The organism is Paenibacillus sp. 7541, from assembly GCF_002276395.1.
Lineage (GTDB): Bacteria > Bacillota > Bacilli > Paenibacillales > Paenibacillaceae > Paenibacillus_AQ > Paenibacillus_AQ campinasensis.
Map to the genome: position 1 here is coordinate 1 of NZ_NQLZ01000030.1, position 14,415 is coordinate 14,415.

Below are 14,415 nucleotides of genomic sequence, written 5' to 3' on the forward strand. Positions count from 1 at the left end.
CTATGTTTCTATTTATGGTTTATTTTATTGGATCGTTAGCATTTCTAGGATTGGCTCGTTGGAATACCTTATCTGAAGGGGTAAAGGTAATTCCAGGTGGGTATGAAATGGAAGCACCCCAATTAATTGAGGTGGTTGTATAGCCACCCAGATTCATAGCTTATTCCTGTTTTTGGAACAGCATCAATCATGATGCCCCATTCAGCGTGAGAAGTGCTTGGCCAATAATATTTTTTGTCCACCAAACGTTGACGGACATGTGGTCGACAATATTCCAATCGTCAGACCAAGCAAGCGCATTGGCTACGCTTTTAGCCCACAACTAAACCTGTTATCGAAGTTACTTTAATATACTGTGACGTGGAAGTATCTGGGTATTCAGATGGTTTATAGACGCTGATAAGTGGTCTATCGATATCTTCATTGGCAGTTATACCGAATTCATCTAATTCATCGCCACTTAGGATTTTCGCCGTCCCGCCTGATGAATTCCAAATATCATTGAGAACAGCACGGCGGAAAGGGGTTAAGTTTTTTAGCTCCTCCTTAGGGAAACCCATCTCTAAATATTTACTCTCATCTTCTTCTATCAACCCGGTAATTGAATAGGGGTTTTCAAACCCCTTGCTTAACGCCTCAACTTCAGCCTCTCGTATACTTTGATCATCGCGAGCGATTAGTTTGCGCCTCGGATGGCACTGATTCCGCATGGGAAATTGACTGTGCACCTAAAGCAAAAAGTAATGACAAGGACAACGCAGCATTACTAGACGGTTTTGTTCATGTTAACCCTTCTGAAAAAGTAGTATACTAATCCCAATAAAAGAAAAAGTTGGGTTTTGACTTAAATTTTTTAAAAGGAAAGGAGCTGGATGATGAAAAAAAGATGGATAATCGTTGCGTCGATCGTATTTTTGCTTTCTTTTCTAGTCATTTTTTATCTAAATTTTCCTACAACACCCCAAGATTTTCTACTAAAACAAGGAATATCTGAAGATCAAATTATAACGGAATCAGGGGTGAAGAGAGATACGATATTTGTTTTCTATGAAAATCCCCATAAAAATGGAATTAGTGTAGGTGCACTAAACAAGCGCTATTTGAAATGGAATTGGAGCTATAATGGAAATGTGTTTGTTAATGATACTGATGAAGACATCTATTACCATGTAACAGGTCAAAGCACAGGCGATCAAGATTACAGTATCATCTTCGGTCTAATAAACAACAACCTCATTGATTCGGCGAAAATAGAAATAACCTCTATAGATGGGCCGAATGTGATACTGAATCCGCAAGTGAAGGATTATACCAACAGCAAGTTCTTCTATGTTATTATGGATGAACCATTAAAAGGAGCGTCACTACAAATAAAGGTGATACCCAATCCCCCGCTTCCCAATATCAATACCGAAAATGACTAAAATTACGTAATTGCCATTGAAGTTCAACAAGACCTTCTATGGCTTTTTTATTATTGAATTCGCGAAACACCACGAGGATACTTAAACACGTAATCGGATGAAGCTTCTTAATCGGCGGCGTGGACAATCCCAGGCCTCAAAAGGTAACAAACCCCATCGCTTGCTTCACCTTGGTCAGCGTGCGTTCTGCGGCTGCTGTGGCGCGCTCTGCGCCGTCCTTCAAGATCTGGTCCAGCTCACTGGAATGGACGATCTCCCGATACTTCTCCTGAATCGGGGTCAGCTTCTCGATGACAACCTCGGCCAGCTCCTTCTTGAAGGTGCCGTATCCCTGGCCTTCATAACGCTTCTCGATTACAGGAATGTCCTCTCCCGAGAACACCGAGTAGATTTCGATCAGATTGCTGACCGCCGGCTTCTGCTCCCAGTCATAGCGGATCTGCATATCCGAATCGGTCACCGCCCGGGAGAACTTCTTGCGGATCTCATCCGGCGAATCAAGCAGCAGCACATAGCTGCCTTTGTTCGGATTGCTCTTGCTCATCTTTTTGGATGGATCGTCCAGTCCCATAATGCGCGAGCCGATATCCTGAATGACAGGTTCCGGCAGGGTGAAGGTATCCCCGAATCGGCGGTTAAAGCGTTCAGCGAGATCCCGTGTCAATTCCAGGTGCTGCTTCTGGTCGTCTCCGACAGGGACGTGAGTAGCCTGATACAGCAGAATATCTGCCGCCATCAGCACCGGGTACGTGAACAGCGCCGAGCTGACGGTGTCTTTGCCTTCGGCTTTGTCCTTGAATTGCGTCATTCGGCCCAGCTCGCCGAAATGTGCCTGCGTCTCAAGCAGCCATCCGAGCTCCGTATGTGCTGGAACCTGGGATTGAAGGAAGATCACGGCTTTGCCGGGATCAATGCCCGCAGCCATGTAGAAGGCGGCAATATCCCGGGAGCGCTGGTGAAGCTCCTTCGGGTCTTGGGGAACCGTCACCGCATGCAGATCGGGAACAAAAAAATAGCACTCATATTCATGCTGCATTTTGACAAATTGATTTAGGGCACCTCCGTATCCCCCGATATTCAAATCGCCGCTAGGTTTAATGCCTGACAATAATCTCTTCAACACAAACACCTCCTGAATTTTAACGGAAGAACAACACAAAAAAACACCTCATCCCCCTTAGGGACGAAGTGTAACTCCGCGGTACCACCCGTATTCGACATTTCATGTCGCACTCAATCACGGCTTGAAGAATCAAATCTTCGTCACCATGTCTCCCATGATAACGGGGGAGCGCCGTCAACGCCTACTGCACGGGCATATGCCAGAGGTTCGGGTTGAAGCGAGAAGACCCATTCACCTACCCCGAAGGTACCGGACCTTGCACCAGACGCCGGTTCGCTGAAAACCTGGAAAAAGGCTACTACTTCTTCTCATAGCGGTGTGATTTGCTGTTCCTGGTATCCATTCCCGGCATGAAAAGCCAGTGGATTTGATCAGAATCATGACACAGATGCCGTGTTCATGTCAAGGACTTCTGGATTCATACTCCGGCGGGCAGGATATAAATAGATAGGTTCTTATTAGAAGGGGGGGAGCTTGGTATGAAAAAGCAAGGTTATAATGTATCCCGGTATGCAGGGATCAGCATCCTGCTGGGCGGCGTCCTGTTCATCATTGCTACGCTGATGCATCCTCCGGCCACAAATCCTTGGACAGGACATCATGTCATCGCTATGATATCCGACATGCTTGTCTATTGGCAGTGGGATCATAGTCTCATGCTGGCGGCGGTCATTCTGTGGCTCGGGGGCTTGTCCATGAGCGAGAGCTTCGCGGTTAACAGGCCGGCGGCAAGGATGGCTGCCCGGTTGTTTGTGGCAGCTCTGACGATCTGGGTTCTTGTACTAGCGATGGAACTGACAACCCTGCCTTCCCTTGCTCTGGAATGGCACCGGGTGGACGCCGGAACGGCAGCGCTTGGCGCAGGCTTGTTTGCCTTCGGCATCATGGCAGGCGACTTTGCCATGATGCTGGCATGGATTGGTATCGTTCTGCTGGGCTTTTCGCTGCTTGCAGAGGAAGCGATGAAGCCTGCCATCGCATGGGCGGGCATAGCTGCGGGCGCATGGGGAGCCGTCGGAATTCCGGCTGCACTGCTGCTTCCCGAGTGGAGTATAATGATCTACCCGGTGACTTCGGGTCCCGTGTTTCTGTGGACGCTTGTATTGGGCATCTGGATGGTGACCAGGCCGCGGGCTTGATGCAGTCTGTAACCAGTAATGGGCGTAAAGTAAGAACTAGGGAAGGCTGGTTGAAATATAAAAGGCCGCCTAAGCATGCCACCTCCCTGCCCATTCGATGTTACGCCCGTTTGAACCACAGCGAGCGGTAATCCACCCGTCCGTTGCTAGTCAGCCTCACCCCCTGCAGATGGCTGCCTGTCTTCACATATACATAGTGAGATCGGTGATACAGGTAGTGGATAAAGTGCTCCTGAAGAAGCTGCTCCTCCAGCTCCAGCATTTCTTCCCATGCACGCTCTGACCCGGATATCATTCGGGAGAACGTCTGATCCACAAGGTGACGGTAGGAAGGCGCAAGCTGTTTCAGAATAAAGCTGGTGTCGCTCTGATAAGTTCGGATAAAACTTACAAGCGGACTTTGGGCAAAAACGACCCCTGCTACCACCACATCGACTTCGGCAAGACGTTCGGGACGCATGAGTTCGTGGATGGGCACCACGGACACCCGACATCTTACGCCGAGTTGTTCCCACTGACGCTGCAGCCACAATGCCACCGGCCTGTGATCGGCTTTAGGACGCAATTCGGTGGAACAGATGTGCACGAGCTCTCCGTTGTAGCCTGATAGTCTCACCCATTCTCTTAACTGATGAATCGTCGGTCGGCTCGGGCGGAAAGCACTGCGCTCCTGACTGACATCGTAGAATAAGCTGTAGGCCGGCATGTATCGTTCCGAGTCCATCTCCTTGTCGATCCGCTCAATGGGAAGCGCCAAGCACAGCGCTTGTCGCAGCAGCAGGTTCTGATGCGGCCCCTGTTTATTCATGTTAAAGGTAAAATAAGATGCCCCATCCTCTATATTCTCAAGCTTGTCCCAATCCTCGCTATCACTGCAAGTTCCTTTGCGGTCACCGTCATCCGTCTGTTCCGGCGATCCGGCGAAGTTGTATTGATACCTCAGCAGCTCGCTTTCCTCTCGGGACAGGTCAGGTACCGTCAAGATTTCCACCCTGTCTAGCTCTGCCCGCCCCAGAAAATAAGATTCAAAGGCCTCAAGCACCAGCATCGTCCGGTCATGTTTGGCGATTCGAAAGGGGCCTGTTCCGACAGGCATGCGGTGAAAGGCTTCCGGATCCCTCTCCCATATGTCATAAGGAATAATAGAGGTTGCCGGAGAACGGAAATATTGTGGCAGAATCGCGCTTGGCACAGCCAGGGTAAAAGCCACCGTATGGCTGCCGAGCGCCTTCATATCGCTGATCTTCAACTGCTCCCAGAAGCTCCGGGTTAAGCGGTTAAGCTCGGGAAAACGCAGGAACGTCTGCACCACGTCCTCCGCGGTCAGCTCCCTTCCATGATGAAACCGCACACCTTTGCGAAGGTAGAATCTCCACTCCATCCCCCCATGAAGCCGTTCCCAGTGATGCGCCAGATGAGGCACGATCCGGTGTGTGCTGCGATCATACTGCACAAGCGTGTCAAACACATGCTCCACATAGTGACTGTCATGACGAGACAGAATGTAAGCCGGATCAAGGCTTACGATGCACGGATAGAAAGGATACCTGAGCACATCCAGCTCCTTGTTTCCCTCCATTTCCATCCGGTACCCCAATTGATGCCCGAGCCATGCATGAAACTGCTCCTTGACCCGATGATCGGCTTCTGAGATGACGGTTAACGCCATGTCATACTTTCCTTCCCGTACCCACTGCCGGGCCTCCTCTGCCTTCGCTTCATCTGGATGCACCAAGAAGGTGAGCTTGGAGGCTTTGCCCCGGCCTCTGGCAGCCTCCCACTGAATCCATTGCTGCTGCTGAAACTGCTTGATCAGCCATTTGGCATGCCGCGTGGTACAGCATAAGCAGTTCTGGATATCTTCCATCTTGGTCAAGCGGGTGAGATGAACCCTTCCATCTTGATCCTGTAGGTCAGAAGTGATGTAGGTTTCGTAAAGCCGGGTATAGTGCTCAATTAATTTCATGTCGACATCCTCTTCAAAAGGTGAGATTAAATCATAACCAGTTTACACTTTTTCCTCACCTTTTTTAACTCTACACTGAGATCACATAGAGAAACGGCTGGTTTAGCCGTGTAGAACAGGGGGATTTACACATGGATAAGAACACCAGGCTACCGAGGGTTGGTCCCAAAGCTGCTCCGTCGACCGCGCCGGCTTCGCTGTGGTCTAATCGGAACTTTTTATATTTATGGACAGGAACCATTCTTTCCAATTTTGGTTATCAAATCTATCTGGTGGCGCTGCCACTGTTGATCTATGATATGACGCGCTCGGCTCTGACGATGAGTATGATGCGGGCGATTGATTTCTTTCCGAACATTATGATCGGGATGGTTGCGGGTGTCATTGTGGACCGCTTCTCCCGGAAGCGGGTCATGTCGATCAGCGTGCTGTTGAGACTGTTTACATTAGCGGGAATCATGTTCTTGCTGTATGCCAATCGACTTGAGCTGTGGCATTTGTACGTGCTGGGATTTGTTTTGTCAGCGGCGGGTTATACATTTGGCAACTCGCATCACTCGGTGCTGCCCTTGCTGTTGGATAAGAAGCAGCTGACGGCAGCCAATGCTCAGCTCACCTTCGTAGATACCCTGATCATGATGGTTGGCCCCGGCGTTGCTGGGGTCCTGATCGCGGCTTTTTCCTATGAGGTCAGCTTTGGCATCTTTCTTGCCTGCATTGTACTGCTGTGGATTTGCGTTAGTCTGACTCGGATTCCGGAGACGGCGAGCAGGGCAACAGGCGCCAAATTCTCGGTTTGGAAGGAGATGAAGGAGGGCATAGATGCTCTCCTTGACAATAAAGTGCTGCTGACGCCTACGCTGGCGGTTCTCTTTAACAACTTCTCAGCCAGTCTGACCTCGGGGGTGCTGATGTTTTTTGCGGTGGATGTACTGCATGCCACCGATCAGCAGGTCGGCCTTATGATTGGTATGGGTGCTGCCGGCGGAATGGTGGGTTCCGTGTGTATTCCGTGGCTGCGGAAACGGTACGGTCGCGGCAGGCTGTATGTCGGCTGTGTGCTGACAGAGGTGTTGGGTTTTCTGCTGCTCGTATTTGCCTATGCTTGGTGGGTCATAGGCTTTGGCCTCTTTATTCGAACATTTGCCATTACGATGTCCAATGTCGTCTATTTCACAATTCGGCAGGAGTTCACGCCTAATCATCTGCTTGGCCGGGTGGCAGGAACCTCCTCCATGCTGATGAAGCTGGCTCTGCCCCTGGGCCTGTTTATTTCAGGAATATGGGCCGAGTACCTGCCGATTCCGTTGCTGTTTCTGATGTCGGCGGTGCTCACGTTCATGATGTTTTTGATCCTGCGGAAGCATTCGTTTGTCAACGTACAATAATTCCAGAGCATGAACCTTCGCCCAGGCTTGCGCATACGATGTAGGTACCAAACTTGCTGCCTGGAAAGGGCGTGAACATCGTATGGGGATTCACTTGACGGCAATACACTGGGTATACTTGGCTTTTATCGTGCTGATCATCACACTGCTGATCAGGCGTCGCGATACGACGATGGTGTGCATCACAGGTATTTTTGCGCTCGGGCTGCTGGCGGTCGGGTCGCTTAGCGGCTCCGTGTCCGGCGTCTTCGAGTCTTTCATCTACGCAACGAAAGAATTGATGGGCACCATCATGATCATATCCATCATTGTGGCGATGAGCAGGGTGCTGATTCGCACCGGTATTAATGAGACGATGGTCGCCCCGTTAACCCGGTTTCTGAGAACACCTGCGATGGCCTATTGGGGAATCGGGCTAATTATGATGGTGACATCGTTCTTCTTCTGGCCATCCCCGGCTGTAGCGCTCATCGGCGCTGTGCTGCTGCCGGTAGCGATTCGGGTCGGGCTGCCTGCGATTGGAGCGGCCATGGCCATGAATCTGTTCGGACATGGAATTGCGCTATCGGGTGATTACATTATCCAGGGAGCACCTAAATTAACGGCCGATGCTGCAGGTCTTCCGGTGACGAGCGTGATGGCGGCAAGCGTGCCGCTGGTCATCGTCATGGGCGCGGTAACGACGTTCACAGCATTCTGGATCATGCGAAGAGAACAGCAGTTGGGCACTTTCAGAGACGGGCTGATCGCCGCCAACAACACGAAACATCCGCTCACGGAGCCTAAAGACGAAGGGGAAGGGATACAGCCGATTTCTCCAGGTATGAAAAAAGGGCTTGCCATCGCCATCCTGCTGTTGTTTGCGCTGGATGTGGCCACGATGTTTCTGCTGAATTTGCAGGGCGGTGACGCCACGGCCTTAGTGGGCGGTACAGCGGTGCTGATTCTGATGGTAATTACGCTGATGGCCCATCGGAATCGGGGGCTGGAGCAGATGACCTCCTACCTTATTGAAGGATTTATGTTCGGATTCAGAGTGTTCGGGCCTGTCGTTCCCATTGCGGCTTTCTTCTATCTTGGCGATGCTGCTTTCACTGAAATGTTCAGCGGTGATGCCCTCCCTGAGGCCTCACACGGCATTGTCAATGATCTGGGGCTGGCGCTGGCCAATACCGTTCCGCTCAATGGCGCGGTTGGCGCAGTGACGCTGACCATAACCGGGGCCATTACCGGACTGGACGGGTCCGGATTCTCGGGCATATCGCTGGCGGGCTCCATCGCCCAGCTCTTTGCCACGGCGATTGGTTCAGGCGCGGCGACATTGACAGCGCTGGGCCAAGTAGCAGCCATTTGGGTTGGCGGCGGCACGCTGATCCCCTGGGCGCTTATACCTGCTGCGGCGATCTGTGGAGTCAGTCCGTTTGAGCTGGCCAGACGGAATCTGAAGCCGGTCATGCTTGGCTTGGCTGTTACTACGGTTGTGGCTATGCTATTGATATAACCTTGTATTTATTCTTTAGAGGAGCCATAGTCAATAATAGTCATCTTTATGTCGTAAGAGATGGGGACGTGACTGAAAATATCATCCCAGTTGTCCTTCACCTTCTTCCAGACCTTGGGGTGCGAGATGCGAATCTGCTCTCCGAAGCCCGCAGCATCGGTATGATAGACATTCTGCAGCTTGTACAGAGCCTGTCCGAGCTGTTTGCGGGCTTGTTCCTCGAATTTTTCCTCGAGCTTCTGTAAAACAGTTGTCTGTTGAGGTGTGATGTCGGGCTGGCTCCAATCCTCAATCAGTCTGCCCTCCGAGCTAATTTTAATCTGAAAGGAGATGTCGTCTCCAGATACGATGGGGACGACCTTGGCGGAAGCATTCTTGATTTCGTAGGTAATGGCACGTCCATCTATCGTGTAGGTTTTAACAACACCACCAAGTTTTTTTTCCGTAATCCAGGACAAACCTTCGACTTCCGCCTCGCTTAATTCACCGACCCACTTGTTGGTCTCCCCTTTGATAATGGCTGCACCTGATAGGTACTGTTCTCCTTCAGCGGACACGATATTTTGGAGCATGAAGCTGGATTTGGATCTAACGTTGTTTTCAAGCATGACCAAGGTGACTGGAGGTAGAATTTTCTGATTGCGGTAACGGTTGCGGTGGGCATCTCTTAGCCTGAAGGCCGGAATTTCTCCGGGGTGTTGGGAATTTAACACCTCAGAAGCTTTGCCGTGACTGATCATAACCAGACAGCTCTCTCGAATGTCATTATCCCTGAATATGGAGTCAAAGATCTGTCCCATGCCGTACTGCTTGGCCAGTTCGCTGGACACTACAACGACCTTCAGGTGAAGTCCGACCAACGGCGGTTCATTCCGTAATGCGAATTGGCGGAACACCTGTAGGATCGAATCTCCGGTCAGCTGTTGATTTTGATAGGACCCCCCTTGTGAACCGGATGAGGGGCTGCCTTGACCGCCTTGCTTCTGAGAACTTCCGGCCGGGGCAATTTGTACCGTGACTGTCACTGTGTTCATTTTGGGGTAGTGGCCACCCTGTTCGTTGGCTTCCTGTTCAAATTTTGAAGGACTACCTACATCGAGTCCAAGCCCAATGTATACGCTCTGATCCTCTATTTCTCTGTGCCCCCAGCAACCGGTTGTAATCACCTGCAGCACAATGAAGGTCAGCATCAGCCCAATTCGCATGGTTCTGCTCATTTCCGCCTCATTCCTTTCTTTCGGATGACGCTGACAAGGAGAAGTATAGGCGGAAAGCCGCCGAACAAGATGATCGATGCTACACCTAGCATTTCCCCCAGCTTGACGGTCTCCATAAGAGTTTTCGGGACCATGGATACAATAAAGATCAATGGCAGCGTCACAAACAGGAGTGAATTTGGTTTTTTATTAAACATCGTCGAACATCCAAGAGAAGCAGCGTAGTGCATAATTGAGAAGGAGGTGAACATCTGCATAATCCAAATAACCAGCATCAGCGATTCGAAGCGTTCAAAGATGAGTCCTTGGTATTCGTAGCTCCGAACAAGAGTAAGGGTTGGATAGGTTTTGTTTGCGGTTGCATATAGGCCTAGGACGCCTATGGATAGAATCACTGTAATCAAAATGATCATTGTGGGTATCCATACACCGGCGTGCAGGGCGCGTATTCCTTGTTTCGGTGTTTTCATAAAAGCTATGAGAATGAATAGAATCTCGTAGCCGGTAAGGGCCGAAAGAGCAGGCATGATCCCGTGAAGAACAGGTGTGATGCCTGCCCCCAGCACGGGCCGCAACTGCTTGATATCGAATAGGTTTAGGCTGGACAGAATGCACACCATGAAAAAAATAAGGGTAATCGGCAACACGATTTCATTAAGCCTGGCCATGCTGTTGATGCCGCCAACGTTCAGGTAGAGGGCAATCCACATAAAAGCCATAATAATGGACCATCTTGGCGTGCCTTCAAGCAGAAAATCGCTGGTGACTTCGGTCATCATTCTGAGCTCATAGGCAGACATGGTGATGAAATAGACGATCATAATAATGATAATCACATAGGCTACCGATTTCCCTGTAATTTCCGGCATGAACTCATAGAGCGTCTTTCCCCTGAATCGCTGGCATAACCAGAGGATGAACAAGCCCGCCAAGAAGCAGATGAGGCCGCTAAGGATGACGGATATCCATATATCCGGAGTCCGGGCGGCTTCAAGCAGGTTCCTCGAAATCGTCATAATACTAGCGCCGAGGGTATAGTTAATCACTAGAACAGCTGCCTGTGCAGTGGTGATTTGATCTGTATGTTTGTTCGTTGTGCTGACCATAGAAGCAAACCTCTTTCTACTCAGTTCGTCCTGCGATCCTTATCACGGGGATTAAGCATGGCTGGGCGCTGTTTTAAGATTTTCAAAGGGGAGCGGATAACATAATCCTTCCAGTCCCGAAAACGATACGGCACCAATGGACTTAGATATGGGATGCCAAAGCTCCTCAGTTTCACCAAGTGAGAGCAGATCAGGAGGAAAAACATGATCACACCATACAACCCGAATATGCCTGCAAAGATCATAGCGGTAAAACGGAGAATGCGAAGCGTGATACCCGCACTGTATACAGGGATGGTGAAAGAGGATATCGCCGTTACCGCTACGACAATGATCAGAAACGGACTTACGATCCCGGCATTGACAGCCGCATCGCCAATGATAAGACCCCCGACGATACCCATGGCGGGGCCGATCGGCTTAGGCAGGCGGATCCCGGCCTCACGAAGAATCTCTATCGACAGCTCCATAATGAAGGCCTCGATAATGGACGGGAAAGGCAGCCCTTGTCTAGACTCGACGATGGACAGCGCAAGGCTGGTTGGTATCATACCGGAGTGATACGATATGAACGAAATGTACAGCGACGGGGCCCATAAGGCCAGGAATGCGGCAGAAAACCTCAAGAGTCGAACGAAGGAGCCTGAGATCCATCGTTCATAATAATCCTCCGGGGATTGCAATAGCATGCTGAACGTAACGGGCATGATTAAGGCAAACGGCGTCCCGTCCAGCAAAATAGCGGCTCTGCCTTCGAGAATAGCCCCGATAACTCTGTCCGGTCTCTCCGTATTTTGCAGTTGCTGAAACGGGCTTAGCGTGCTGTCCTCTATCAGCTGTTCGATATACCCTGAATCCATAGGGTCATCGATGGCCATTCTGCGTATCCGCGAATCAATCTCGTTGATCAGCTCCTGGTTGGCAATATCCTTCATATAGATGAGAACAAGCTCCTTCTTAACGCGGGTGCCCACCTCGTACTTCTTCATTACCATTCCTTCATCCTTGCCATGCATACGGAGCAGCCCCATGTTCTCGCCAATTCTTTCCGTGAATCCGATGCGTGGGCCGCGAAGGAGCGCTTCTGAAATAGGGTCCTCCACGTTTCGACTTTTTCCTTTGGCCATTCCGACGAGGAAGAATCCCTTCATACCCTCAATCAGCAAGCCTGAGCTTCCGTTCAGTACTCCCTGCACGAACGGTTGTAGCTTCTCACCCCATCGAAGATGACTGACGGTGAGGAGGTGGCTTTCTAAATAAGCTTGGATTGACTCGCTGGACTGCTCGAAATCCTCCCGGTCTGCCTCGGGGACTCCTTCTCTCATTAATGGAGCGATCAGATGGCTGTCAATCAGGTTGCTGTTCGCTAATCCTTCCACATAGACAACGACGGCCCGGCAGGAGGTTCCTCTGATGGTGAATTCGCGAAAATGGACATCTGCATTATGCGCCATGCTTTCTTGAAGCATTTGCAGATCTTGGTCGTATTGCCCTGTTCCCGAAATTTCGGATAGACTTGATTCCCGCTTAACATTCTTGCTCTTGTCTAAATGAAGGGAGAACACGGACCGAATGGAGTCTCGCAATCTTCTCGAGACCCATACAAACAAGATGGGGATGAGGATAACGAGGGTAGATTGTACAAAAACACTCCATTTCGGAATATAGAACATTACGGTAGACAGCAACCTGATCACCCCGATTCTGGCATGGTAGATATCAGGTGTATTTTTACCACAGGTTGGAGTGTTTATTCCTTTATTTTCTTTTCCACGCATAATTTATGAAACATATCGATATGCATAAGGCCGGTCGGGGGCGTGTTGCCCGCGGTTGCATACCGATGTAAGGACTGCGGAACGGGTCGCTGCGTCCGTGCATCTGCGTCCGATACGGCAGGGATGTTCTTCGAGCATCCACCGTGCCGCGGCCGTTACTCGCCAGAGAGCAGACATCCTAGCGGCATTGGCGCATGCCAGGAACTCCCCTTGTGTTTATGCGGAAATTTTGGGACAATAAAGAGCGGATGTTAAAAACCAAGGCACGCGCCATCATGCATCGTGCTTCATGAATAGAAAGAGGAAGATCAATGAACAAACCATCCATTTATGGATTAACTTTTGAACAGTTAACGGACTGGCTCGGTGAACGGGGACATCGGAAGTTCCGGGCAGGGCAGGTATGGGAGCAGCTCTATCGCAAACGGGTGTCGGCTTTTTCCGATATGACCGAGGTGCGGGAGGACTGCGTGAAGCTGCTTGAGGATCATTATGAGATTATGACCTTGAAGGAGCATACGAAGCAGGAGGCGCTCGACGGAACCGTCAAGTTTCTGTTCCAATTGGTGGACGGAAATCTGATTGAGACCGTGCTGATGCGGCATAAATTCGGCTTGTCCGTCTGTGTGACGACCCAGGTAGGCTGCAACATCGGGTGCAGCTTCTGCGCCAGCGGCCTGTTGAAGAAGAGCAGGGACCTGACCTCGGGTGAGATTGTGGAGCAGGTGATGCAGGTTCAGCATCATCTGGATCAAGTCGGCAAGGGCGAGAAGGTCAGCCACATCGTTGTGATGGGCATCGGCGAGCCGTTTGACAATTATGTGCACATGGCGAATTTCATTCGCGTCATTAAAGATCATAAGGGGCTGGCGATCGGCCCGCGCCACATCACAGTCTCGACCAGCGGCCTGGCGGATAAAATCGTGGAGTTTGCCGACAGCGATCTGAACGTGAATCTGGCGATTTCGCTGCACGCTCCGAACAATGAACTGCGTACTCGCATTATGAAGATTAATAAAGCCATTCCGATCGAGAAGCTGATGACCGCCATTGATTACTATCTGGATAAAACGAATCGGCGCATCACGCTGGAGTACATCCTGCTCAAGGATGTCAACGATCAGCCGGAGCATGCGCTAGAACTGGCCGAGCTTGTAGGTGAGCGGCGGCATCTGGCTAACGTCAACCTCATCCCGTACAATCCGGTCGATGAGCACAGCCAGTATCAGCGCAGCTCCAAGGAGACCATCACCGCTTTCTACGATACGCTCAAGAAGCAGGGGATCAGCTGCAGCGTGCGTCTGGAGCACGGTACCGATATTGATGCCGCCTGCGGGCAGCTGCGCAGCAAGCAGATCAAGAAGGCGCAGTGATCGGGGAAATCATCGGAATTACGAGAAAATCCGCTAGAAATAGCGGATTTTTTTGTTGAGAATAACAATTGAACAACCTATGAAGTGGGTTTTGAGGTAAAATATAACTGAATCATTACATAGAGATGCTACTGAAGGCGAACGATGGCCGAGTGTATTCAGCAATAAGTGAGGGGACGACGACGTGCATTATTTTTTAGTCTATATCCTGTCGATGCTGTTAGGAGTAGGGCTAATCATGTATGGAAACCGAGGAAACAAGAGGCTGGAGAAGTACACGGGCATTTTCATCGTTAGTTTAAATGTGCTTGTTCCGGTCTTGGGTTTTATTGCCGGTGTGATCGACGGATTCAAATCGTAGTGAGGGTGGCTTGAATTTCAAGCCGATATCGCAATTGGA

The 14,415-nt window shown here is 50.4% G+C and carries 12 protein-coding genes and 1 other annotated feature; of the genes, 6 read left to right on the forward strand and 6 right to left on the reverse strand.

Features of this window, described 5'->3' with window-relative positions; genetic code table 11:
• Positions 1-311 precede the first annotated feature (311 nt).
• Positions 312-728 carry a hypothetical protein gene (locus CHH75_RS18150; protein WP_141235862.1) on the reverse strand — a complete coding sequence of 139 codons (417 nt, stop codon included), beginning with the start codon at positions 726-728 and terminating at the stop codon, positions 312-314.
• Between the two features lie 144 nt (positions 729-872).
• Here CHH75_RS18150 and CHH75_RS18155 point away from each other — a divergent pair, with 144 nt between their 5' ends.
• Positions 873-1,424, forward strand: a complete 552-nt coding sequence (locus tag CHH75_RS18155; RefSeq protein ID WP_095265086.1) for a hypothetical protein — start codon at positions 873-875, stop codon at positions 1,422-1,424.
• A 136-nt stretch (positions 1,425-1,560) separates the two neighbouring features.
• On the opposite strand, the gene trpS is transcribed toward CHH75_RS18155, so the two are convergent.
• Positions 1,561-2,544 (reverse strand): tryptophan--tRNA ligase, encoded by a 984-nt coding sequence (gene trpS, locus CHH75_RS18160; protein ID WP_095265085.1) that lies wholly within the window; start codon positions 2,542-2,544, stop codon positions 1,561-1,563.
• Positions 2,545-2,600: 56 nt separating this feature from the next.
• Positions 2,601-2,868 (reverse strand) — a binding site (T-box leader).
• 158 nt (positions 2,869-3,026) lie between these two features.
• On the opposite strand from trpS, the gene CHH75_RS18165 reads away from it, so the two are divergent.
• The gene (locus CHH75_RS18165; protein ID WP_095398852.1) at positions 3,027-3,686 is read left to right on the forward strand and encodes a hypothetical protein; all 660 of its coding nucleotides are present in this window, start codon (positions 3,027-3,029) and stop codon (positions 3,684-3,686) included.
• Between the two features lie 100 nt (positions 3,687-3,786).
• Here CHH75_RS18165 and CHH75_RS18170 read toward each other — a convergent pair whose 3' ends face one another.
• Positions 3,787-5,652, reverse strand: coding sequence for an ABC transporter substrate-binding protein (locus tag CHH75_RS18170; protein WP_095265083.1), 1,866 nt, complete (start codon positions 5,650-5,652; stop codon positions 3,787-3,789).
• 131 nt (positions 5,653-5,783) lie between these two features.
• Here CHH75_RS18170 and CHH75_RS18175 point away from each other — a divergent pair, with 131 nt between their 5' ends.
• The gene (locus tag CHH75_RS18175) at positions 5,784-7,040 is read left to right on the forward strand and encodes an MFS transporter (RefSeq protein WP_095265082.1); all 1,257 of its coding nucleotides are present in this window, start codon (positions 5,784-5,786) and stop codon (positions 7,038-7,040) included.
• Between the two features lie 82 nt (positions 7,041-7,122).
• Positions 7,123-8,541: a hypothetical protein gene (locus tag CHH75_RS18180; protein ID WP_095265081.1), complete on the forward strand. Its 1,419-nt coding sequence runs from the start codon at positions 7,123-7,125 to the stop codon at positions 8,539-8,541.
• 8 nt (positions 8,542-8,549) lie between these two features.
• Here the strand turns inward: CHH75_RS18180 and CHH75_RS18185 are convergent, their stop codons facing one another.
• The 3 genes from CHH75_RS18185 to CHH75_RS18195 are packed head-to-tail and all read right to left on the reverse strand — an operon-like array spanning position 8,550 to position 12,552.
• Positions 8,550-9,746: a Ger(x)C family spore germination protein gene (locus CHH75_RS18185; protein ID WP_255223065.1), complete on the reverse strand. Its 1,197-nt coding sequence runs from the start codon at positions 9,744-9,746 to the stop codon at positions 8,550-8,552.
• 8 nt (positions 9,747-9,754) lie between these two features.
• The gene (locus tag CHH75_RS18190) at positions 9,755-10,864 is read right to left on the reverse strand and encodes a GerAB/ArcD/ProY family transporter (protein ID WP_095398854.1); all 1,110 of its coding nucleotides are present in this window, start codon (positions 10,862-10,864) and stop codon (positions 9,755-9,757) included.
• A 20-nt stretch (positions 10,865-10,884) separates the two neighbouring features.
• Positions 10,885-12,552, reverse strand: a complete 1,668-nt coding sequence (locus tag CHH75_RS18195; RefSeq protein ID WP_425320438.1) for a spore germination protein — start codon at positions 12,550-12,552, stop codon at positions 10,885-10,887.
• Between the two features lie 401 nt (positions 12,553-12,953).
• On the opposite strand from CHH75_RS18195, the gene rlmN reads away from it, so the two are divergent.
• Positions 12,954-14,015, forward strand: coding sequence for a dual-specificity RNA methyltransferase RlmN (gene rlmN / locus CHH75_RS18200; RefSeq protein WP_095265077.1), 1,062 nt, complete (start codon positions 12,954-12,956; stop codon positions 14,013-14,015).
• Between the two features lie 238 nt (positions 14,016-14,253).
• Complete coding sequence (locus CHH75_RS25365; RefSeq protein ID WP_255223066.1) at positions 14,254-14,376, forward strand: hypothetical protein; 123 nt, start codon at positions 14,254-14,256, stop codon at positions 14,374-14,376.
• The last annotated feature ends 39 nt before the right edge of the window (positions 14,377-14,415 follow it).